The organism is Dactylosporangium sp. CS-047395 (assembly GCF_050942185.1).
Classification (GTDB): domain Bacteria; phylum Actinomycetota; class Actinomycetes; order Mycobacteriales; family Micromonosporaceae; genus Dactylosporangium.
Window position 1 is genome coordinate 7,964,614 of sequence record NZ_CP192015.1, and the last position, 24,155, is coordinate 7,988,768.

At 68.2% G+C, this 24,155-nt stretch carries 10 protein-coding genes; 3 read left to right on the forward strand and 7 right to left on the reverse strand.

The window, feature by feature from the left end; all coding sequences use genetic code 11:
• Positions 1–12 precede the first annotated feature (12 nt).
• From ACQP00_RS37580 to ACQP00_RS37610, 7 genes are all read right to left on the reverse strand, one after another.
• Positions 13–2,304 carry a UvrD-helicase domain-containing protein gene (locus tag ACQP00_RS37580; protein WP_433205306.1) on the reverse strand — a complete coding sequence of 764 codons (2,292 nt, stop codon included), beginning with the start codon at positions 2,302–2,304 and terminating at the stop codon, positions 13–15.
• Complete coding sequence (locus ACQP00_RS37585) at positions 2,304–8,984, reverse strand: DEAD/DEAH box helicase (protein WP_433205309.1); 6,681 nt, start codon at positions 8,982–8,984, stop codon at positions 2,304–2,306. Before ACQP00_RS37585 ends, ACQP00_RS37580 begins: the two co-directional genes overlap by 1 nt.
• Positions 8,981–14,401, reverse strand: coding sequence for a class I SAM-dependent DNA methyltransferase (locus ACQP00_RS37590; protein ID WP_433205312.1), 5,421 nt, complete (start codon positions 14,399–14,401; stop codon positions 8,981–8,983). The genes ACQP00_RS37585 and ACQP00_RS37590 overlap by 4 nt, the downstream gene beginning before the upstream one ends.
• Entirely contained in the window at positions 14,398–17,328 is a 2,931-nt protein-coding gene (locus tag ACQP00_RS37595) for an SNF2-related protein (RefSeq protein WP_433205315.1), read from the reverse strand. Before ACQP00_RS37595 ends, ACQP00_RS37590 begins: the two co-directional genes overlap by 4 nt.
• A 53-nt stretch (positions 17,329–17,381) precedes the next feature.
• Positions 17,382–18,521 (reverse strand): serine/threonine-protein kinase, encoded by a 1,140-nt coding sequence (locus ACQP00_RS37600; protein ID WP_433205318.1) that lies wholly within the window; start codon positions 18,519–18,521, stop codon positions 17,382–17,384.
• 39 nt (positions 18,522–18,560) lie between these two features.
• Positions 18,561–19,574 carry a ComEC/Rec2 family competence protein gene (locus ACQP00_RS37605; protein ID WP_433205321.1) on the reverse strand — a complete coding sequence of 338 codons (1,014 nt, stop codon included), beginning with the start codon at positions 19,572–19,574 and terminating at the stop codon, positions 18,561–18,563.
• A gap of 84 nt (positions 19,575–19,658) precedes the next feature.
• Positions 19,659–21,431: a S8 family serine peptidase gene (locus ACQP00_RS37610; protein WP_433205324.1), complete on the reverse strand. Its 1,773-nt coding sequence runs from the start codon at positions 21,429–21,431 to the stop codon at positions 19,659–19,661.
• A 327-nt stretch (positions 21,432–21,758) separates the two neighbouring features.
• On the opposite strand from ACQP00_RS37610, the gene ACQP00_RS37615 reads away from it, so the two are divergent.
• The 3 genes from ACQP00_RS37615 to ACQP00_RS37625 are packed head-to-tail and all read left to right on the forward strand — an operon-like array spanning position 21,759 to position 23,982.
• Entirely contained in the window at positions 21,759–21,980 is a 222-nt protein-coding gene (locus tag ACQP00_RS37615; RefSeq protein ID WP_433205327.1) for a hypothetical protein, read from the forward strand.
• On the forward strand, positions 21,977–23,374 hold the full coding sequence (locus ACQP00_RS37620; protein ID WP_433205330.1) for an N-6 DNA methylase: 1,398 nt from the start codon (positions 21,977–21,979) through the stop codon (positions 23,372–23,374). Before ACQP00_RS37615 ends, ACQP00_RS37620 begins: the two co-directional genes overlap by 4 nt.
• On the forward strand, positions 23,371–23,982 hold the full coding sequence (locus tag ACQP00_RS37625) for a restriction endonuclease subunit S (RefSeq protein WP_433205333.1): 612 nt from the start codon (positions 23,371–23,373) through the stop codon (positions 23,980–23,982). Before ACQP00_RS37620 ends, ACQP00_RS37625 begins: the two co-directional genes overlap by 4 nt.
• Positions 23,983–24,155: the final 173 nt, after the last annotated feature.

The window sequence follows — 24,155 nt, forward strand, 5'->3', positions numbered from 1 at the left end:
AGAATCGGGGCGTCACTCCCCCGATGATTCCGCGATGCCCGCGATGATCTGGCTCGGACTGCCGTGCCAGCTGACGGCAAGGCCATCCCGGGCGCGGGTCACCGCAACGAAGAGCAGCGATCGGGCCTTGCGCACTTCGCGCTCATAGCGAGCCGGGTCATCGTGACGATACCGATCGATTCCCGTCCGCGGGATGACACCCTGACTCACACCAACGATGGCGAGCTTCTGATACTCGAGTCCCTTGAAGCGATGCATCGTGCCCACGTGGACCTCGCCGTCACCGCTTGGACCGTCCTTAGCGAGTTCGGCGCACGTAACGCCGGTACTCGTCAGGAACGCCATCACCTGGCCCACGCGCTCGCGATCCGTGACGCAGACCGCGATATGACCGGTGGGGTCGCGTCGCATACCAGCGCCGTCGCCGGCGATCTCCTCCCGCCAGGCGCTCAGTGTCGAGGCCAGAGCGGTGAGTTCGTCGTCCCAGCCAACGTAACCGGTGAACGTTGGGGTCGGGCCGTGCAAGATCGACCGGTAACCGGCAAGGTCGTCGGTGCCATCGTTGAGGTCATCGTAGGTGACGTCCTTGTCGTCGGCCACGAGTAGCGCCCGCGCGAGGATCTCGCGGGTCGTGCGGTAGCTCAGGGTGAGGCGCGTCGAACGTCGGCCGCGGATGTTGATCCCGAGGGCACCGAGGGAAACCTGGTGATCGTAAATGCGTTGATGAGTGTCGCCGGCGATGAACATGTCGTTGGGCTGGTCCGGGTCGACCATCGCCCTCAGCATCTTCCAGTGCGCAGCGCGGAGGTCTTGGGCCTCGTCCACGACCACATGCTGATACCGGTAGCCCAGGTGCCGTGATCCGGAACTTTCGCCGTCGGATGTTCCGGCTGTACGGCGGGCCTCGGCGGCTGCGGCGCGGTCCATCTCGTAGCGGGCGGCGCGTTCGGCGGCCTGGCCCCAGGTCTCGACGCCGAGCTTGTCGAGTCGGGCGGTGAACTGCTCGATGAGCTTCCACACCTGGCTGCGTTCGGGTCGGGTGAGCGAGCGTCCGCGGCCTGCGCGCCGGACCTGGAAGTAGTCGGAGCGGCTCGGGACGGACTGACCGAGGATCACCTGTTCCCACTCGTCCAGCAGGAACTCAGCGTCCCAGCGTTGCTCGTCGAGCTCGGCCAGCAGTTGCCGGAGTTCGGTAAGGGCGACCTGGTCGGTGACGCGCTGCTTACGGTTTCGCTGCGCGGTGTTCTCGCCGACGACCCTCGCGGCCAGCTGATCGATGTGGGTGACGTCGACGCGGGCCATCAGCTCGGGATCGATGAGGGAGGCGAGCCGCAGCCGCAGATCGGCGGCCAGGTTCATGGTGAACGTGGTGAGCAGGATGGACTTGTCGGTGCCGAGCGGCAGCTGCCGGGCCAGGTGGTTGACGCGGTGCAGCGCGACGATGGTCTTGCCGGTGCCCGGTCCGCCGGAGATGCGCACCGGGCCTTTGTTGCGGTGCGTGGCGAGGCGCTCCTGTGTCGGGTGGAGGTAGACCTTCCAGGCCCGGAAGTCACCTTCGTCAATCTTGGCCTGCACGTTCTTGTCGACGGTGGTGACCTTGGTACGGGTCACCGCGGTGGCGAAGTCCGTCAGGTCCAGATCCTCGTCGAGCTGGACCGGTGCCGTGACCGCTTGACGAACCTCATCGATGCCCATGCCCGACGCGAGGCCGTAGATGACGTCCTTGGACAGCATCGGCGCACCGTCGAGGACCTGGTCGAGTTCGCTGTCGCTGGTGACTGCGAGGACCAGCTCGATGAGCTGTTCGGCAACGCCGAGGTCGCGCAACTGGTCGGCGTCGTACGCGGCAAGGAGCGGCGGTTCGGCAGCGGGCACGGGCTCGATCGGCTCAACCGTTGGCGGAGTGACGGCTTCGGGCTCCGCCGGGGTGAGGGTGATGCCGGCGCGGCGAAGTGCGCTGCTGCCGACGACGGCGAGGTCGACGAACTCGATCTCGCCGGTGACCCGGTTGACGGCGACCTGGAGCTCGTCGTAGACATCCTTGCGGTGCCGGACCGCGATAACGAGCCAGTGTTGGGTGCCGTCCGGGTCGACGCCGACTGGTGTGAGCAGCGCGCGGTACGACTGGTTGATCTTCGCCCGGTAGATACGGGAGTCGCCCTTGAGCTTCTTCAGATCCAGGCCGGGCTGGTCCGGGTTCGCGCGGAACATGTGGCTGAAGTCGTAGAACTGTGCCTTCACCGCGCGGTCGAGCTTGTACAGCTCTTGTTCGGCTTTGCGGTACAGGCTGAGCCGAGCGGTCATCAGGAGCTGCCTTCCAGGTCGGGGAGTCGCGCGATGAGGTCGTCGAGATGGTCCAGCCAGTCCGCGGCGGTCCTGATCGTCCATCCGGCGGCGGTATACGCCTCGTCGCGGCGTCGTTCCTCGTCGGCTTGGGCTGCATGCTGCCCGCCGACAACCGCAATCTTTATCTCGCCGTCGTGCCAGCCGAGGTCCACGAGCCAGCGGCTGGGGCCGAGCTCATAGCCGAACACCGGCGCTTGTTTGCCGTGATCGGCGAGGAATTCGGCTAGGTGCAGCAGCGCAGGGCTGTCCTGCTCCTCTCGCAGAATGGCAAGAATGTCGTTGTCCCACACGACGTCTCGTCGTGACGTCCTCGGCGCCGGGAGAGTCGCATCGACGGCAGGGGCGGTTGCCGACCCACCGCTGAGTGAGTCCAGCTGGCCGGCTCCGCCGCAGACTGCAAGTACCTCAATGTCGAAGGCAGCCGCGTGGCTGGCCGCCAGTTGCACACCGTCGCCACCGGCGAGGGAGAGGAACTGGGTGAGGTTGGTCCAGTACAGCCAGGCCCGCCAGCGGTCGCGGTGCTCGTCCTGGCGCAGGGCGGCGTCGCCGTCGTCGAGGACGGCCAAAGCGCTCCATCGCGGCTGTTCGAGGTTGGTGGCGTCGAGCGCGACGACGAGAGGCAGCCCGGCGGCGTCCTTCGCCCTGAAGACATGCACCTGCCCGCCTTGGGCGGCGGCTGGCGGGTCGACGGCGTCGGATCGGCCGCCGGGGGTGAAACGGCCCAGCTCGCGTCGGAGCGCGTCGATCAGCTCGCCCCGCCGGTCCGTGGACACGACCGGTGCCGTGCCCGGGCTGGCGAGCAGGCCGGTGACGAGTGCCTGTGCGCGGCGTGCCCACGCGACTGCGTCCGGATCACGCAGGTAGGCGATCAACGTGGCGATCGGGTTGGTGAAGACGGCACCGGCGAGTTGGCCGCGCTGACCACCGTACTGCTCATATGCACGCTTCGCGCTCTCCTGGGCCGCGCCGGCATAGGGCGCCCAGACCGGTCGCGCCTCGGTGCGCCGCTGTTCGAACAGATCGATGTCGTGCCAGTTGATCTGGAAGACGGTGTGGCCGTCGGCCCGCAACATGGTGCGCCGGGTGGCATCGGCGGCGATCCTGTTGTGGTCGCGGCTGGCGTGGAAGCGGAAACCCTCCAGGTACACCTTCACGCTGTGCGGGGGCCCGTCGACGCGGGTGAAGGTGAAGTCGGTCCGTGTGCGTTCCAGCTGCTGCTGCGCGGTGAGCCGCCAATGGACGACGTCAGTGCCGCCGGTGAAGCGGAGGTGGCCGCTGGCGTTTCGGTCCTCGTCCAGGACCGCGTCCTCGGTGACGCCCGCCCATTCCCGAAGCGCCGTCAGGAACCGTGCCTCGAGGTCGGATTCGACCTGACGGTCCAGGCCGACCAGGCCAGTGTGCGCGATTTCGGTGGTGTCCCAGCCGTCGGTGCCGTCCTTGGTGAACAGCAGCGACTCGAGCATGTCGATCGCGGCCCGGCGGGAGACCACGTCCTGCTGCAGTTCCGGGGTGTACCGGTGCAGGCATCGATGGCAGGCGCGGCGCTGCTCCTCGGCGCACGGGCAGGTCCGCAGCGCCTCGTATGCCGCGAGCAGTGTGTCGCGGAACGCGTCGGGTTTGGTGAGCCGGTCGAGGTAGCCGGTGCCGCCGGGCAGTTCGTCGAACAGCACGAGGAACCAGCGGCGTTCCCCGCTGTCCTGGTCCGGCATCGACGCGACGGTGGTGTCCAGATGTTGGGGGTCGCCGCCGAAGTGCAGATCCACACCCATCCGCAGCGCGGCCCGGAATGAGTGGACCCGCGCGTCGACGTCGGCGCTCGCCGCCGGCAGCAGGATGCGCAGCGCCTCGGTCTGCAACTGGTGGGCCAGCAACACCGGTTCCTGGGTGACGCCGTCTCGTTTACCGCGGCGCAGCGGGCACCACGGCCGGTGGTGCTTCAACGCCGGGTTGCGGGCTTCGGACGAGTTCAGCGCGTCGGTGTCGTGGTCGAAGACAGGCTTGCCATCGGCGGTAGCGGCGCCGCAGCCGGTGCAGACGTGGAACGGGTTGAGCCGCACCGTGTGTCCGGCGAACTCGTCCCGAGCCTGTGCGTCGAACCGGGCTGGTCCGACGTTGATGCGGCGGATCATGGCCCGGCGGCAGTAGTCGACGCCGAGGGTCTGATGGGCGTGCCGCCAGGAGCCGGGGGCGATGGCGTCCTGCGGGAAGTCGACCGCGTCGATGACCGTGTAAAAGCGCCGGTCGCGTTCGTCCTTGTCGTCGCGGATGCGGGCGTCCTCGCGCTTGTCGCGGGAGGTCACCGTGACCGGCTCCACCACCTGGAACAGGCAGGAGCCGTCGTCGGCGATGAGCAGGCTGCGGCAGCGTGGGCACGCCGACCGGTCACTGACCGCGTCCTCGGTCCGCACGTATCCGCATCCTGGGCAGATCCGCCAGTCGTACCAGTCCTTGCGGCCGTCGGTAGCGACCTCCAGGCCGGTGATCTCGTGCCGGTACCCGTTGACGTAGAAGGTGTTTCCGGGCGCGAGCTCCTCGAGTGCGTACCGGCGCGGTCGCTGGTAGCCGACGGTCGTGGAACTGAACACCATCCGGCCGGTCTTCGGGTCGGCGCCCTCCTCGCCGTACACCGTGGCGGCCAGGGTCGTCGCCACACCTATCAGGGCGTAGTTCGGCAGCAGCCCCAGGTCGCACAACGCGTTCTGCGCCGGGGTGTCACCGAGGTGGAGCAGCCGCTTGCCGACGTTACGCCGTTCAGCGTCCAGTTCACCTTTCTGCCGTAGCTGCTCGGGGTCGGTGTCGTGCAGTTCGCCGTGTGCCTCGTCGATCATCTTGAGCCGGGCCCGGAGCGCCTGCTCGGATCGGCGCCACTCGGCCTCGGCCCCCTCGACGGCGGACCGCAACCCGCGTGTCGCGTACGTCTTTAGGTCCGCTTTCGCGTCGTCGGTCACGCCGGCCGGGAACAGCGCGAGGAAGGCGTCGGCGAGCGACTCACCCTGCAAGGTCGCCAGTTGCACAAGGTCGGTGAGGTAGCCGGACGGGCCGAACAGTGCCGGCGCGCGGTGCGGCAACGGACGCAACGGCGCGCCGTCGGCCCGGATGAGACGGCCGGCCGCGGCCAGATCCAACAGGTGGGCGAGGTACTGCCGGCGCAGGATCTCCACCGCCGACAGGTAGCAGCCGGGCGGCACGATCGTGCCGGCGATGAGGTCCCTTGGCCGGTCCAGGAAGTAGAGGTCGCGGCGGCGCCGGTCCGGGATCGTGAGCAGGAACGCATTACCGGTGCGCCGACCGGCCCGGCCGGTCTGCTGCGCGTAGTTGGCCGGTCGCCGCGGCAGCGCCGCAAGAACGACCGCCGACAGGTCGCCGATGTCGATGCCCATCTCCAGCGTAGGTGTGCACGACAGCACGTTCGGCGCCTTGAACCCCTCGCCGAGTTTGAAGGCGCGTTCGACCCGTTCGCGCTGCGGGCGGGTGAGCATCCCGGTGTGCTCGGCGGTGATCACCTGGTAGGTGCCCGCCTCCCGGTACAGCCGCCGGTAGTAGTCGCGCGTGTAGTCACGGTCCCGCTGGTGCCGTCCGAGCCCTTCCGGCTGATCGCCGGCGACGAGGCGGCCGGTCCGGCACCGATACGCCGGGCAGGGCTGATCCCGCCACTGATCCAGCAACGACGGGTGCACGGTCTGCTCCCAGAAACACACAGGGCAGCGCACGAACGCCGACCGGACCTCGGTGTCGTCCAGCAGCAGCGCCTCGACGTTGCCGGGACGCAGCCCGTACACGCGGGCCGAGGAGTCGTTGGGTGTCCGCACTGCCAACAGCCCGGCCGACGTCAGCTCGGGCAGGAGCCGGCCCCAGAACTCGGGGGCGACCTCACGCGGCAAGCCAAGGCACCGGCCCAGCCACCGTTCGTACCAGGAAAGCCGCCCACCAGCGACGTCGAAGTCGCTGTTCGCCTTCGGCTGGGCGAGCAGGAACACCGGTGCGGCCACGCGGGTCGGGAATGCGCGCATGCCTGGTTCGCGCTGCCCCCAGATGAAGTACCGGCTGGTGCCGGCCTCGTCGATGTACTTACGCAGCCAGTCGTGCGCGACCGCGCCCCGGCTCCGCAGCCGCTCCAGGAAGATCCGCAGGAACGCGAGATAGCGGGCGTCGTCCTGCGCCACGATCCCAAGGTCGGGTCGTTCGAGGTCGACGTGCAGGTTCCGGACGAGCGCCGCGACGCCGTCCGGGTCGGCGATCCGCACGTGCGCCGCGGCCGTCCGGGTCAGCTCCAGAGTGCGGCCGTTGCGGGACCGGAACCCGAACTCCATCAGTGTCTCGAACGCCAGCCGCTGACCGATCAGCGTCCACGTCGCCCGGTCCCCGCCGCGGCTACGGCCGGACAGCAGCCGGTCGACCCCCTTGAAGCTGTGCAGGTCCGGCGGCACCACGGCGGCGAGGGTCTGCCCGTCGGCGGTAGCGTCGATCACGTCGGCGATCAGGTCGTTGAGGGCAGTAGCGCCGTCCTGCCGCAGGCGGGTCGCCAGCAGCGCCCGCAGTGAGAACGTGTACGACCGGTTGGCGACGAACCCGGCCCGGTGCGCAGCGTCCTGCACCGAGTCGTTGAACATCAACGTCTTGTTCTCGTGCAGCGTCTGGTCGAGTTCACCGCCGGTGAACAGCTGGGTGATCGCCGCCGACGCCATCGCCGCCGCGCCGGTGCCGAGGAACCGGATCGCGTTGCGTTCCCCGCAGGCGGGGCACCAGTCCTCCTTCGCCGCCGTGTTCCCGGTAGGGCCGGTGTTGACCAGGACGAACGCCGAGTCGCGAGCGGTCAGCAGCGGCTCCTTGCTCTCGCGGTCGTAGTCGCCGACGGGGTCCGGCAACCGCAGCCGCTGATGGACCGCGTCCAGCACCATCAGCGTCCCGCCGAGGCCCTGCGCAGCCGTCGAGCCACTCTTCGGCCGGGCGCTCGCCGTCATCAGGCCGGCGCCCGAGCCTTCCTTGGCCTCACGGTCGGTCGCAGCGACCAGGTACCGGACCCGCGCCTTGTCCTGGCCCGTCGACGCCCTCCGGATCTTGTGGCTGTCGAACTGCACGTCCTGGTCGTCGCTCTCCGGGGAGAACACCGCCCAGCCGGACCGGCCGCAATCTCGGCAGTAGACCGCCGGCAGGAACAGGTTCGCCGCCTGCCCTGCCGTGGCCGTGGTCGCCGGCACGAGATGATCACCGTCACCCGGGTCGGTCGTGCCCGGGACGTCCCACCGGAACGCCGCTTTCGGCCAGGGTAGAACACCACGCAGCAGCCGGGTCACCGCTCGCGCCCACTGATGCACCTCGAGGTGCACGAACGGGCGCGGCTCCCCGGGCCGCGAGTCCGGGTCCCGGGCGTGCGACAGCAGCGCCAGGAACCGTGCCAGGGCTTCGGCTGCCTTCTCCGGCTGCCGGGTGATCGCTGACGACCAGTTGGCGGCGCCGGCCCGCCACATGATGTCGAGCACCTCGGCGGCGGTCTTCACCTCCCCGCCGAGCGCGATCATCACCGCCCTGGTGAACAGGTGCCGCCTGAGGTTCGCGCCCAGCAGGTACGGGTCGAGGTCCCGCACTTCGGTCACGGCCTCGATGAGGTCCAGCAGGGCCTCGTCTCCGGAGCCCGGGTCCGGCAGGGCGAGGATCTCGTCCGGCGACGGCTGCGGCATCGGCTCGACTGATGCCATCGGGATGAAATCGTCGACCACCAGGCGGTCCTCCCCCACGATCGCGTCGGCGGTGAACTCGGTACCGAAGACCTCCGTCGCCACCTGTAGCAGTGCCGCGATCCCGGACTCGTCGGAGGCGGAGGCGAGGGTCGCCGACGTGGCGACCGGGCACATCCGGCCTAGCGGCTTTTCCTGCTCGCTCGCGCCGACCGCCGCCGCGAGCCGGCGCAGCAGCATTGCCACGTCCGTGCCCTGTGCGCCGTCGTACGTGTGGAACTCGTCGACGACGACGTACCGGATGTCCGCGTCCTCCCACAGCGGCGCGTCCTCGGTCCGCTGCAGCAGCAGGTCGAGCATCTTGTAGTTCGTGATCAGGATGTCGGGCGGGGAGAGTTGCATGTCGGAGCGGCGGGTGCGGACCCGCTCGAACGGGAACGCCGCCTTGTCACCGATGTACAGCCCGCCCGTCACCCTGCCCAGGTCCGCATCGCTGCCGAGCAGCAGCTTGTTGATCCGCTCCGCCTGATCGGTGGCCAGAGCGTTCATCGGGTACAGGAACAGCGCCTTGACGCCGGTCTTCCCAGCGAGGCGTTCACGGCGGCAGTGGTCGAGCACCGGGTACAGGAACGACTCCGTCTTGCCCGAACCGGTCCCCGTCGTCACCAGCGTCGGCTCCGGTACGTGACCGTTCGCCGAGGTGAGCCGGGCGAACGCGGCAGCCTGATGCGCGTACGGCGTCCAGCCGTCCCGGCGCCACTCCAGATGCTGCTGCCATTCCGGGCCGGCGAGCGTGAACGGAGTCCGGATCCGCAGGAACGGGCCACGAAACATGCCCTGCGTCTCGTCACCCAGGAAGCGGTGCAACGCCTCACGGGCACCCTCATCGGCCAGGGCGTACGTCGTGGACAGATACTGCAGCAGGCTCTCCTTCAGCGCCCGCGCCTGCAGCGTCGGCCTCATGACCCCACCATCCGCCGGGTCACCGGATCCCACTCCCCACGGGCGACGGCGGCGTCGAGGCGAGCCTGAAACACCGCGTGCGCCGCCCGCATCTCCTGCTCACGGTCCGCCTTGTAGAACGGGGGCGTGTACCCCTCGGGCGGCGCGATGCCTTCCGGGGTCTGGCGTCGCTGATCCTCCTGGTACGCCTCGAACTGTGCCCACGTCGCCTTGGTCTGCCGCTGCCCGAACGTCCGGGCGTTCCCGGCCAGCTTCCAACCGTCGGCGTCGAACCAGGTCACCGCCTCATACTTCTGCAACACCGGGAACCTGCCCCGATAAGCAGCGACGAGCGTGTCGGCACTCATAACGAGCCAGACCGCGACGAGCGCGTCGATCTCGACCAGCGCGGAACGGCGGGCCCGCTCGGTCCGCAACGGCGTATCACGATCCCAGGTCCGGCCGACCGCGTGGAGCGGCTGCAGGCCGGGCCAATCGCAGGCCCATGGCTCTTCCGTCACCCAAGACGGCTCGTGCAGCTCGCTCCACAACTCGGCGTACGCCATAGTTAGGCAGTTCAACCGGAGCGTTCGCAGCAGTAATGCGGATTCCAGCGGATGGTGTGCATCTGCAACCGGCATCACCTTGGCGCTCCTGCCAAGGAGATCAGAGCGACCCGTAGCACGAAGGAAATAGTCGACAGGAAGCGAAGCCCAGAAACCGGCCGTCAGCACAGTCAGGCGTTTGTCCGGCATCGCGAGGCTCTGCATGGCATGGACGTGCGCTGGACCGGGTGGGATGACGGCGGCGTACAAGGATCGCTCGGTGTTCGGTGCGATCTGGCGGCGCCACGCGAGGCGGTAAAAGTCGACATACGGGCGGCGGGCTGCCTCGGCAAGGCTCGCGTCGTCGGCCGCTGACTCGGATCGGAGGCGCGCAAGCTCGACGTGGTCGATCCAGCGATCCTGGGCCGAGCGGGCCTCCTGTTCACGGCCGGCGGCCTGGACGTATTCCGTGTCGGGGACGAAGTTTGGGTCGAGGCTGACGAGGTCGTAGCCGTAGGGGTCGTTGCTGTTCGCGTCGTGCCGTTTAAACACCGGTGTGGCGGTACTCAGTTGGACCCCTTTCAAGATCACTTCCCTCCAAGCCTTCGGCTGGTACAACCGACCGGTGACGACGTCGATCCGGTTGTACTCGATCAAATTGGATATTTTTGCCGTCGTCTCGTTGTAGCCGGCGGACAACTGCGGCAGCAGCGCCGACAGTCGCTGCGGAAACGCAGCAAGAACCTCAATTGCAGCCGCCTCACCGGTGCTGACCGGGAAGAGTAGCCGGGCCCGGCTGATCGGCTGGTCTTCCTCGTCCAACAGCCGCCGCCACACGGCGAGGACCTCTTCGTTCACGGTGATGACCCGGGACTGGTGCGGGCGCTCGTCGAACTCCTTGTTCCGGTACCGGATCCCCGGAATCTCACCGGCTCCGTCGTGAGTACGGGAAAGCCGCAACGCGTCTACGGACACCAACCACGAGAGGTGGTCGAAGCCAATCTCTTTCGGCGGGCCGTAGATGTGCACGCCAAAGTGCGCGGTATCACCGACTGGCCGCGGAAAAAACCGCTGACCGGAGTTGACGAAGTCACCGTGAGTGCGCAGCCGCCTGTATGCAGCTTCGCGGAGGGCACCTTCGTTCTCGCCGGTGAAATGCGTGTCGGGGTGCAGCATGCCTGCTGTGCCTGCTGTACCCGTATGAGCCCAAACCTGGCACATGAAGGCCCGATACAAATCTGGTCTCGTGCCAGCTAGGAGCGGGTACATATGCGGCGAGCCGATAAACGCTACTTGGCCGCTAGTGCCAGCCAACTCATCGAGGACGTAATTCCTGACGTTCGGGTCCTTGAGCAGCACTTGACGGCGCCGCTCCTTCTCCTCTTGGACGGGCTTATCCTCCAGCTCAAACCATGGCTCATACTCGGCAAATACTGCGTCGTCTTCCCAATTGAGCCGGACCCAAGGCGGGTTGCCCACCTGGAGGTCGAAACCGCCGCGCTCCGCGAAGGTGTACGCGAACTCCAACTCCCAGTGCAGGAACCCGTGCCGGTCGGCGATGTCGCGGACGACGCGGAGCCACGGGAAGCGTTTCTCTGGATCCTCGATGTCCATGCCCATGAACTCCGGCAGGCCGAGCTCTAGCTTCTTCAGTTCGTCCAAGGTGTCGTAGCCCTCGACTAGGGTCCCCGCGGCGTCGGTCGTGCCCACCATCGCCTCGAGGAAGTCGAGCCAGTCGTCGAGGTCCTTGAGCGGGATGGCTGGTCGGAGCTCCGGTCGTTTCGGCACCGGCGGAGAAGCTTTCTTCTTCGTCGACGCGATGGCCTTGGAGGCTCCCCATTCTAGGTCGTCGAACGAGCCCTGTTCGCCGTCGACGGGGAACAGGGCTACCGGACGGTAGTACACAGGCGCTAGCGCGTCGGCTGCCGGCGGCTCCCGTTCCGTGACCAGTGGTGGCTCCGGTGCGCTTTCGGTGGCCGGAACGCCGCCGAGGAGCTGCGCCAGGCTTTCCGTCTCGACTGTCCGCGCCGGTGTGATGTAGTCCGCGGCAGTGCCGTCCAGCAGGTCTGCCTGGTCGACTGGCCAGAACCACAGCGCACACCAGGCGTCCATGATCTTCTTCAGTCGCCAGTACGGGGTGTCGGCGGCGTCGAACAGGTCTCGGAGCACCTGTTCCTTGGGCACCGCCTGTTTCGGCCGCTGCAGGAAGGCGTACTCGGATTCGTCATCGGTGCCCCAGACGTTGATGCTCCGGGCGATCTCCCGTTCGGATATCTCGATGCGCTTGATGACCAGTGACCAGAGGTACTCGACCCGCCGGGCGGCGTCGCGAAGACGGGTGAACTGCGATGCCGGTTCCGGCTTCGGCTGCCGGTTTGACAGAAGCTTCCGGCTGCCGTCCTTGTTGAGGTGGGCAGTGCTTCGTGCGGGGCGCTGCAGGATACCCCGGCGCCACGCGGTGAGGTTTTGTACCTCGGCCGGCGCGAGCTTCTTCGCATCGGTGTTGCCGGTCACCGCGGCCCAGCCCGGGCTCGGCAGCAGGAACTGGTGGACGGCGTCGTCCGGCAGCGGCTGCTGCTCGCCATCGTGGTGGAACGGCAGCGGGGTGGGCGCCAGTCCGCCTCGCGCCTTGAGCCATTCCTTCGCCGTTGCGGAGACGTCGTCGCCGGCATACACGGCGCGGCGCGCGCCAATGAGGGAGTTGCCACGGCGCAGGTGGAGCCCGAACCACGGCGCCCGCATGCCGGGGTGCATGGTGTTGAGCCACAGCGAGACCTCGGCGAGTTCGACGCCGGTGGAGTTGAGATCGACGCCGTAGGCGTTGTGCAGCGCGATGTACGCCTTGGCCCGCTGCTTCTCGGTCAGCAGGTCCGCGGTCGGGATGGACCGGCCGAGCTCGTCCTGACGGCGGCGCAGATACTCCTCGGCGACCTGGTTGATCGCCTCATTGAGGAAGGCTCCCGAGCCGAGCGCAGGTTCGCAGATCTTGTAGGACAGCAGTTCGGCGGCGCGGGTCTTGATGACGTTGCCGTCGGCGTCGCGGTCCTGGTCGAGGCGTTCCTTGAGGGCTAGTTCGACGGTCACCTTGGTGAGGGACTCCGGCGTGTAGTACGACGCGGAGATTTCCCGATCGCGTCCAGCGAGGCGGTAGACGAAGGAACCCTTCGGGTACTTCTTGACGCCGCGGAGCCCTCGGCGGGCGTCGTGCTCGTCGTAGTGGACGAGCACACCATCGGGGTACTGATCCTGCCGCCGGGCCGGAATGAGCCAGGAGCCCTGCTCGGAGTCGCCACCCCTGGCGACCTCGCAGTACTCCTCGTCGGCGATGATGCCGGTATAGGACATCAGGCCCTCGTAGACGGCGCCCAGTTGGTTGATGCCGAGGTTGCGGTAGGAGATGAACCCGCCGCGTTCGCCGCGGCCGGCGCCCTTCTTCATGGTGAGCAGCCGCAGCACGGCGTGCAGCGCTTCGTTGCGTAGCCGCAGGTCGAGCCAGCACGGCCAGTCCTCCTCGTCGCTGCGCGGGTCGACGGTTCCGGTGCCGATGAGCTGGATGGCGGTCGGTTCGAACAGTTCGCTGCGCAGCGGTTCGAAGCGCAGGCCGAGGTCCTCGCTGCGCCGGGCCGCCTTCTCCGCGCGGGTCTGCTCGTCGTCGCCGGGCTGGTCGTCGCCGGGTTCGGTGCCGTAGGCGCGGTGACCGAAGTTCACCTTGTTGAACAGCACGTCGAGTGACGAGAACAGGTGGAAGCCGTTCTTCGCCTCTTCCTCGATGAGATCCTCGTCGCGGGCGACCAGTTCGCGGAGCCGGGCCATGGAGTAGCCGGCTTCGTAGCTGCCGTCGTCGGCGGGCAGGATGCCCAGTTCGGGGCGGGCCTCGGCGTAGAGCAGGAAGAGGATGCGGTACAGGTACCGCAGCGACTCGCGGGTCAGCCGCCGCGCGAACGGCATGCGGGGGCTGGGGATCTGCGCCGGGGTGATGTCGTTGGCCGGGTCGGCCATGCGGTGCAGGACCTCGTTGGCGATGATCTCCACCGAGCGCTGCAGTCCGTGCCGCAGGTCCTTGTCGACGCCGACGGCGTTCGAGGTGGATGCCTTGAGCAGCGCGTCGATCGCCGGTGCCCGGTCGTTGTCGCCGGGGCGCAGCAGGTCGAGGCTGAACAGGGCGGCGATGGTGGACAGTTCGCCGTACTGGGCGCGGTCGTTGCGTTCCAGGGCGGTGTCGAAGTTCGCGGCCAGGTACCGTCCCTCGGCCCAGACGTAGCGGTCGGCGAGGATGAGCACGCCGCCGTGCAGCAGCAGCACGAACCGCGGTTTGGGTCCGCCAGCGCCGCCGAGTTCACTCTGGAACAGCCAGGACGCCAGTGCGGCGCCGGTGTCGTACTGTTCGGAGCCGCTGACCCGCAACGGCGCCAGCAGCCGGTCTGCGCCGGTGGGGTCGAGGGCGGCGTCCATGTCGGCGACCCAGCCGCAGTCCACCGCGACGATGTCGTGGCCGTGAAACGCAACGGTGACGGTCTGGTCGCGGCCGGCGCGGTGGACGACCAGTTCGGCCGGTGCAGGGTCGAAGCCGAGCGCGCGCAGGACGTCCTGATGCCAGCCGGTGAGCCGCTTGCACCACTGCGGATCGTCGTAGGCGGACATCCGCAGCGTCGCGTCGTCGGCGTCGGTCTGTGCCGCGGCGGCGAGGTACCCGCGGACGTCCTCGTGCAGGTAGGTGCCACGCAGGGAACGGATCGACTCGCGTGGGGTCTTGCGCGGGTCGTGCTCGTCGGTTTCGCGTCCCGCCCAGGTGGCGAAGATGCCCTTCTTCAGGTCACCGCTGAGTTGTTCGGCGAAGTAGTGCGCCGACAGGTACTCGCCGCGGTTGCTGATCGAGTCGAAGTAGGCGCTCATCCGGCGGGCTCCGTGGTGTCGATGTGCGGTTGCAGGACGGCGAGCACCCGCAGCATGGGTTCGCCGGCGGTCTCCAGGGACGCGACGAGCTTCAGCAGCCGGTCGGCGGTGCTGTCGATGCCGCGCCGGTCGGGGCGTGGGCCAGCGATCAGTGCTTGCTGCTGCCATTGCTGCACGCGGTCGCGGTACGGGGCGAGCTTGGCCTCCACCCGCTGCCTGTACAGGTGCTCGCGGGTGCCGAGATACCGCCGCGCCTCATCGACAGCGGTGGGCACCAGTTTCGTGAGCTCCGGCAGGTCGTACGGGAGGGCCCGGCCCGGCATCCGGGGACCCAGGCCGTAACGGGCCAGCAGCTGCGGGGTGAGCGACAGCGTGTCCGGGTCGGCGGGCAGGCCGGTGACGGCCATCCACTCCACGATCGTGGGCCGGCCGAGCGCGTTGGAGTAGATGCCCTGCAGCAGGAATACCGGCTGGTCCACAGTCGCGGCGAGCACCGGCGCCTGATGCCGGCCGATCTCGACAAGGACCTTGTCGGTCAGCCATTCCAACACCGGATGCACGTCGGTGACGTACGAGACGTTCGGCCACTGCGTCTTGGAGTTCTCCCGGGCCGCCTGCAGGCGGGTGCCGGCGAGCTGCTTGGAGAAGGTGACCCGCATCCGGCCCGGCTCGGCGTTCGTCGGCAGGATGCGCTGCTCGTCCAGGTACGAGCGCGGCAGTGACCGCAGCCGGTAGAGCAGGTCGGGCGGCGGCTCGAACGCGATGGTGCCGTCGTCGTCGCGGCGCAGCGACAGCTGGTCCTCCGGGTTGGGCTTGCACACCTGCCGCAGCGCCTCGTCGAAGTAGTCCTCGGTCGAGTCGAACAGGGTCAACACCTCCGCCCGCTCGACGTCGGCGTGCGCCGGGACCGCGCCGACCTGGCCGAGCAATCCGGCGAGGAACCCGCCGCTCGGCTGCGATGTGGTGATCGAGTCCTCGACGGTCCGGCCGGCGATGAGGTCCTGGACGAGCCGGTCCTCCTCTTTCTTGGCGCCGTACAGCCCGGTGACCGCCTCTGCGGTGCCCTCGATCTTGTGGGCTTCCGCCTCGCGGGTGAGGAGTTTCTCGCCGACGAGCCGGTCGTCGAGGGTGCGCGGCCGGCCGGTTGCTGGGTCGGTGCGCCACGGCAGGTCGCAGGTGAGGATGAGGGCCCGGAACTGTGGCGGGTGTACCTGGCCGTAGCGGTCGATGCGGCCGTTGCGTTGCTCGATGCGGATCAATGACCACGGCAGGTCGTAGTGGATCAGCAGGTGGCACTGCTGGTGCAGGTTGACGCCTTCGGAGGCGACGTCGCCGGTGAACAGCAGCCGCACCGGGTCGTCGCGCAACCCGAACTGTTCGATGATGCGGCGCTGCTCGTCGTCGGTCGTGGAGTCGCCGTGCATGACCTGGGCGGCGCCCGCGTACGCCAGCCAGGGCCGCCGCTCGTCCGTATCGGCGTCGCTGCGGAACCCGAGCGCTGCGGGCACCTGTGTGGCCAGCCAGGTCAGGGTCGGGATCCGTTCGGAGAACACGACGACCCGCGTGTCAGACCCGGGTCCCACACCGAGTTCCCGGAGCTGGTCGATCAGGGCACGGAACTTCGCGGCCTGGTCGTCCTCGATCCGCTCCGCGAGGGTCCGCAGTGTGTGCAACGCCGCCCGCTCGGCGTCCCGCGCCGCTCCGCCGGCGAGCGTCCGCAGCCTCGTCGCGATCGTGGCCAGCAGCGCCCGGTGCGAGGACAGGAATGACTTCAGCAGTTGGTACGACACCAGCTGGGACGTGCTCACGGACGGGCCGTCATCGTCGCCGGGTATCCACCGCTCGATCAGTTCGGCGAAGACCGCCTCTTCGGCGTCCGTGGCAGGCACATGAATCGGCTGGGAAGGTCCCCGGTCGGCCCAGGCGCCCTTGAGACCGTCGCGCACCTCGGCGGAGGTTTTCGTCCGCCGGATGTACAGGTGGCCGAGCTTCCCGGCGTCGTACTGCTCCGGATCCGCGATCGCGGCCTCATCCAGCAGCCCGATCAGCTCGGCGAACGACACCGCCTTGCCGTTGTGCGGGGTCGCCGACGCGAGCACCAACGCGTCTGTACGGCGGGCCAGCAGGTTCGCCAGATCGTTGTTCCGGGTGCCGCGGTTGAGCAGGTTGTGCGACTCGTCGATGACGACCGCGTCCCAGTCGGTGCGATCCAGGTGATGCGCGTACAGGTCGCTCTTGAGCGTGTCGACCGAGATGATCACGCGTTTGAAGTACGCGAACGGGTTCCGGCCGGCCGGGATCTCCCGCTGCACCCGCTGGATACCGGACGAGTCGAGCCGCACCAGCGGAATCGCGAACCTGGTCCACAGCTCACGCTGGAACTGCTCCAGCACGTGTTGCGGCGTGACGACAAGGATCCGTTCACCGCGCCCGCGCCGGATCAGCTCGGCGAGCAGGACGCCAATCTCAAGAGTCTTGCCGAGCCCGACGACGTCCGCGATCAGGATCCGCGGCTGCAGGTTGCGCATTGACAGTGCCAGCTCGGCTGGGCGCAGCTGGTGCGGCTGCTGATCCATCAGGAAGTTGTCGGCCAAGGCGAGTCCGTGCTCGGTCTGCGGGAGTGCGGTCTTGCGCACTACCGCTTCGAGGAACAGCCGTGCTCGCCGGTGGTTCGGGGAGTCGTCACCGACGAGGACCGTCTGCCGCGGGTCCAGCACGCGGATGTCGTCGAGGCGTTGGTAGAACACGGCGTCGGTGCCGCGGACGAACGGCGACACGCCGGTGACCTCGACCATCCACCCGTCGTGTCGGGTCAGCGTGGTCTTGCGGACCAGCCACTGCTCGTCCCGGACCAGGACCTGGGCGCCGGGTGGAATCCCGGGCTCCGCCCGGCCGCTCGTCCCCGCGGTCGCGGCCTCGACGCTCACTGCTGCTCCGTTCGTTCGCTGTTGCGGACGGTTGTGCCCCTGGGTGACCCTACTTACAGGGCTGATCGCGCCGCGTAGGCGGTCCGTAGCTCGTCGGCCACCCGTCGGGATGCCGCGAGGCGTACCGGACGCTGCTTTGCCCTGACCGTGTCCTTCGTCGGCTCCTCGTCGGCTTTCGGCGGGCTGTCGGGCTCCGCGGCCTCATCTCCGAGGCCGGGCGGGACGTCCAGCGGGCTCTCCAACGCTGTCGCGTCGTTCAGGAGATTCAACGCCTCGAGTCGTGCTTCAACCGACGGCGAAAGTGACGGACCCGCCTTGTCGGCGGTAGCCCCCGCAGACCGGGCGATCAATGCGAGCCTGGCGTCGGCAGGCGTGACTCCCATCCCGGCCAGCAGCGCGGCGCAGGCGGCCGCCACATCCGCCACGGTCGGCCTCGCCTGCGGTTCATGCGCGAGCATCGCGGTCAGCAAGGGCTTCAGGCCGCTCGACACGCCGCTGAGGTCGGGGCCGGTCTGCGGATTGACGACGTTCGCGACGATGGCCTCCCACCGCACGCCGTCATATGGGTAGTGGCCGGCCGCCGCATAGAGCAGGACCGTGCCCAGCGCGTACACGTCTGCGGCGGGCGTTACGTGGGGATGGCCGCCGGCCTGCTCGGGCGGCATGCACCGGACCGTGCCGATGATCATTCCGCTGTGCGACAGCGAGTCGTGGGGCGCATCGACGAGCGCCGCCAGCCCGAAGTCGATGATCATCGGGCCGTCGGTGCCGAGGATGATGTTCTGTGGCTTCAGGTCCCGGTGCAGCAGCCCGACCGCGTGGACGGCCTCCATGCCTTCGCACAGCAGCGCGCCGAGGCTCGCCACCAGCGACAGCGGCAGTGCGCCGCACTCGTCGACGTGCTTCAGCAGAGTGCGGCCCGGAACGTACTCCATAGCCAGCCATGGCCGGTCGGCGTATGGATCGGCGTCCAGGAAGCGGGCGACCCGGTTGGTGCCGATCACCGTGCGGGCAATCAGCGCCTCCCGCTCGAAGCGAGCTCGAGTACTCGCGTCCAGCCGGTCACTTCGGATGACCTTGACCGCGACCGGTGAGCCAGCCGGTGAGTACGCCAGAAAGACCTCCCCCATCCCGCCGGCACCGAGCTTCTGGGCCACCGTGTAGCGGCCAATTTGGGCCGGGATGTCTCCCACGCGCGGTTACCGTGCCTTTCCGCTCGGTCACTCCTTGATTCACTCCGCGCCAGTCTGCCCGATGTCCACCCGTCCGTACGACCCCCCATACGGTGCGTGATCCGCTGTCCGGTCCGGTAGCCGGTCAGGCCCAGGCCTGGTGGCCAGTTCGATGACGGCACCCCGACCGATCGAGACTTCTAACCGGCGACCACGCTGGAGGTCGGCGAGCGTGTCGTGGACGTGCGAGATCGGGTTGGTCACGTGCACCGTGAACCCGGCGTCGGAGGGACGGGACTCGACGAGCCACCGCAGCGTGTCTCGACTTGGATGGCCGTGTGTACCGTCCGCGGAGATGACGTAATGGTCAGCCTGCACGGCGGCGAAGAACTCCTCCGCGACGTTGTTGGCGCTGCCGTGGTGCGGCAGCTTGAGCACGTCGACGTGCGTCTTGCCGCTCGCGCTGAGACCCGCAATGCTCAGCCCTTCCAGGATGTCGTCGCCGCGGGCGTCACCGGTCAGCAGGACCGTCCGTCCGTGCCCGGCGAGATAGAGGGTGATGCTCGACAGGTTCGGGATGCTCTGATCGGTGAACCCGGCACCCGTTACAGCGGGATCCTCTGGCAGTTTGGCCCGCCAGGCGCCGGCCAGCCGGTGCAGGGCCTTCTCGTGCGGCGTAACGACCGTGACCGTCAGACCGTCCAGCTCGGCCTGCTTGCCTGCCGTCAGCGGACCGCCGAACGGCGCATTGCCCTCCAGGCGGAGTTGCCGTGCGTGGGTCATGAGGTCCCGGCCCTGAGCGTAGCTTGCCGCAGCGACCGCATCGGCGGTGGAGAGCAGCGGGGCGCGCAGCAGGTCAAGGCCGTTGAACCAGAGGCGTCGCACTTCGAACGGGGGCGCCAGGCCATCGTCCTTGACGGCACGGACGTTCGTCGCCAATAGACCGAGCACCCCTGCGATGTGGTCGGCGTCGAGATGAGTGACGCACACCGCCTCCAGCGGCCGGCCCAGCGCGTTCAAACGCGGTCTGAGCACCCGCTCCCAGGTGCCGGCGGGCCCGCCGTCGATGAGCATGGCACGGCGGCCCGACTGCCAGTGGACCAGGCAACAGTCCCCATGCCTCGCGTCAAGGAACTCCAGCGCCAACATCGCCGCGCCTCAGATCGACTGCATCGCGCGTAGGACGTCCACCAACCCGTGCCCCTGGAATGCGCGTTCCCTGCCCAGGTCGGTCGCGGTCGCGCACAGCACCTGTTTCACCCGCTCGGGACGGCCCAGCAGCTCGCGGTGCCGGGCGATCAACATCGCCGCCGCCCCGCTGACGTGCGCTGCCGCCTGGCTGGTGCCGTGCATCGCCGCGATACCGCGGTCCGGCACAGGGCCGTCGATGTCTTCACCGGGAGCGAGCAGGTCAGGTTTCGGTCGACCGTCGGCCGTCGGTCCACGGCCGGAGAAGTAGCTCACGCCGTGACGATGCGGGTTGCTGCGATGCGTCGAGCCGACGGTGATGACCGAGTCGGCGTTGCCTGGGTCCGAGATGCTGATGCCCCGATAGTCGGCTCCGAGTGTCTGGGTAGCGCCAACAAACCCGGAGTTTCCGGCAGCTGCGACAACCACCACACCGGAGCGGACGAGCCGCTCGACCTCGATGCACACCGGCGTCCAGCCGCACGCGTCGGCGGTGACATCGTGCGGGACGGCCAGACTCAGGTTGGCGCCGGCGATGACGAGCTTTCCGGCCTCTTCGTTGATGTGCCGGATTGCCTGCAACGCCGCAATGACAGCGAACTCGTTCCCGATCCCGCGGTGGTTGAGCACGCGGAAGTCGTACAGCCGGATGTTCGGGCAGATGCCCCTGAGCCCGTGCTCGGGCCAGAATCCGCCAAGCACGCCGGCGACGTGCGTGCCGTGACGATCGGCAGGTTCCTTGTAGGCTCGCCTCGGCTCCTGACTCGTGGCGCGTTCACCGTCATCTCGCAGGAGCATCTCCACGTCGGGCAACGCCCGCGTCCAGTCGATCACCCCAGTGCCGGCGTTGTCCGCCAACGCCTTGCGCGCGTCTACCAGGTCAAACGTTCGAACGACCCTGGACGCATCCCCGTACCAGGCGCCTTCGTCCTCGGCCCAGTTGGTGAACGCTGGATGGTTCACATCGACTCCGCTGTCGACGACCGCCCAGCCGATCGAGCTGCAGTCGACGGCGAACAGCTGCTCTGCCGCATCCGCCTTCACCGTGGCTCGGGACCGGCTGACCGCGGCGGCCGCCTGCCGGTTCATCGTCACGGCGGTGATCGGATACTCACGGCGTCGGTCAAGCGTGGCGTCGTTCTCCTTAAGCCGCCGGCGGTCGGGCGGTACGACAGCCTGATGCAGCAGCCTGGCCACCGCGTACGGCACTGGCACAAGGTCAGGCGGGAACGAGTCCGCGGTCGTGGTAGACCGCGCGGCTTGGACCACCGCACGGAGCAGTCTGAGAAACCACCGCAGCTGCTCGCTGGTCTCCGCGCTGCGGGCCGGTCGTTCCTCATCCCGGAATTCCATCTCGGCGCCACTCTCGTCGGCCAACGCCCCGACAAGATCTGGCAGACGCTCACGATGTCGCTGGCTGTTGCTGATCAGGCCCGCCATGCTCGTCATCGGCAGGATGACCCGGACGAGCTCGGCCAACGTCAGCCGCGCGGCGACGAAGCTACCCGCCGCGATCGGCTGCGCCGTCGCGAACAGACCGTTCTCGCGGAGGACATCCAGCACTCGCCGTACCCCATGGTCCTCATGAACGGAGAGAATGAGGTCAGCGCGCTTCTCCGCGCCTCCGCGCTCGCGCCGGGCGAGTTCGAACCACACGTCGAACTTGACCGGGCACTCCGTCGCCCACGGGTACGCCACCTGTCCGGCACCGTAGAACAGCCGCGTCAGCCGCTTGCGATCCACTGAACCTCCGTTCATCATCCGGATTCGACCCGGCGGGACGACCCCGACGCTCATCTATCGCGGTCGAATCACGGTAGCGGTAGGGCAGCGTGCCAGGCCGGTCGTCGCGGGGTAAACCTCACCTATGCAGGTCACGCGTCACAGGGTCGCCAGCAAGCGCGCAAGGCGCGAGCGCGCATAGGTCTGCGCGGTTGGCGCGCAGGCCCATACGCGCTATGCTCGCGGAGTGATGGCGGATGGGAACGTGGCGGTCGGACCGGAGTTGTCGACCATGCCGTGCGCTCGCGGCACGGAGCCGACTCGGCGATTCAGAACGGTGGGTTGCCTGTGACGAAAGTGCAATGGGGGACGCTTACAGCGTTCGTCGCACCGGCGGGTACTGCGTTGGCCGGCGCACCGTGGTGGGTAACGTTTGGCGCGTTCGTGCTGCTGGTGTTGCACCGGACCTTGCCGCGCGAGTCGCTGCACCTGTTGCTGCTCTGGCTGCAGGTTCTCCCGCGTCGAGACCCTGAGGGCGGCACGCTGGGGAAGGATGGAGACGAGACATGACCGATGCGCCGGTTGGACGTGCGGCCTTAATCGGAACGGACGTCGCGGCTGGTCGGCCCTTCGTTGACGCATTGTGGCGTGCCTACGATCGGTACCGCGGAGTACTCGACATCGCAGAGTTCGGCGATGTCGTGCTGACGCTGCTGTACCTGCGTGACCGCCCGGTGTGGAGGGCCGTGGTCGAAGACGGCAGGGACCTCGAATGGGCGCTGATCGAGGACGTGTCGGCGGATCTCGACGGCAGCACGCTCATGCGTCCCCTGCTGGACCCACTACGCAAGATTGATCGGGGCGACCAGTTGACGTCGCTCATCGACCTCGTCTCTTCGTGGCACCCAGACGGCGGCGTCCCGATGTCGTACGTCTTCAACGCGTTCATCGACGTGGTCAGGTCGGCCGCCGGCCGTCGGAGTGGGGAGTTCCACACGCCCGGAGCCATCACCGAGCTGGTCGCTGCGTTGGTTGACCCGACACCGAATGATCGAATCCTCGACCCGTTCTGCAGGGCGGGCGAGTTCCCGGCCGCGATCGCGGACAGGCTGGCAGTTCAAGGGCTGGCTGTCGACGGGCTGAGCGTCGATCTCGCCGACTACTCGATGCGATCCTCCGCGCTGGCGTTCCTGGGCCTGCGGTTGAGGAAGATCGAACCTCGGGTGTTGCCCAGCTCTGCCGAGACCCTGCCGACCGGCATACCCGGTCGCCTGTATGACGTGGTGGCGACGAACCCGCCGTTCAATTATTCGGGCTGGGACTTCGAAGGCCGATCGGGAGGACGCTGGCGGTACGGCGCCCCTCCGGCGCACAATGCCAACTTCGCCTGGCTGCAGTACGTTGTGGCCTCACTCGACCGCGGTGGTCGTGCGGTGGTGGTCATGCCGCACGGCGCCGGCCTCTCCGCGAACCCCCAGGAGCAGAGCATCAGGGCCGCCATGCTCGACGACGGCGTGGTCTCGACCGTGATCGCGTTGCCGGGTCAGATGTTCGCTACCACTGACATCCCGGTCACGCTCTGGCTCCTCCGGCCCTCGGGCGGCGATCGGCCAGGTGACGTGCTGTTCGTGGATGCAACCGGACGTGGGACCGTGCGGCACCGTGGTCGCCGTACCCTCGACCGCCCGGACATCAACGCCATCGTCGATGTCTGTCGTCTGTGGCGCGAAGGCCGGCCACAGTCGGTCGACGGATTCGCGGTCACGGTGCCCGTCAGCGAGATTCGCGCGGGCGGGTATCGGCTGAATCCCCGGGAGTACGTCAGACCGGTCGACCCACACTCGGATCCGCATACGCGAGCGGGACAGGTGGCCGAACTGACGCAGCGGTTGGACCAGCTCGCCGAGCAGGCCGACCTCGCCGACCAGGTAATTCAGGAGTATCTGAAGGAGCTTTCGCTGTGAACGGGTTGACCGGCCCGATACCTAGTGGCTGGCAGGAGACGACGCTGGCGGACGTGTGCGAGATCGTGGCCGGCCCATCCGGCGGCATGATCCGTCCCGTCGAGGAAGGTGTGCCGATCGAAGTCGTTGCACCGAAGCACCTGCTGCATGGACGCATCGTGGATCGCAGCACGGTCTTGGTGACGCGCGATGCATCGATGCGGCTGGAACGGTACCGGCTCGCCCCCGGCGACCTGATCTGCGTTCGTACAGGAGATCTCGACAAGTACGCCCTCGCGGGTCGCGAACACGACGGTTGGGTGGCAGGCACCGCATGCTTCCGGCTACGACCGGCACCGTCGGTCGACTCGCTGTACCTCCTGCACTATCTGGGGCACCCGGCGGTACGCGACTGGATCGCTCGGCATGCCTCCACCGCGACCGTACCGACGCTCACCCTCGGCACCCTGCGTACCTTGCCGGTGCTGGTCCCGCCGTCGGCGACGCAGGCGAAGATTGGCAACATCATGGGCGCACTGGACCACAAGATCGCGCTGCACCGGGAGATCGTCCAGTGCACCGAGCAGCTACGCCACACGCTGCTGCCCCTGCTGCTGAGAAATCAGTGAGTGGGGCTGCGGCAACGATGCCGTTGGGCAGCGGAGCCTGTACCTACAGGGACGGCAGTCTCGTCGGCGCGCCAAGCCATGCTGAAGGTCCCGCATGTGTCGTCGCCGCGTGGCCGGGGCCAAGATGCTCCTCGCAACGGTGCAGGGTTGCTCCAGGAGTACTCCAGGTCGCG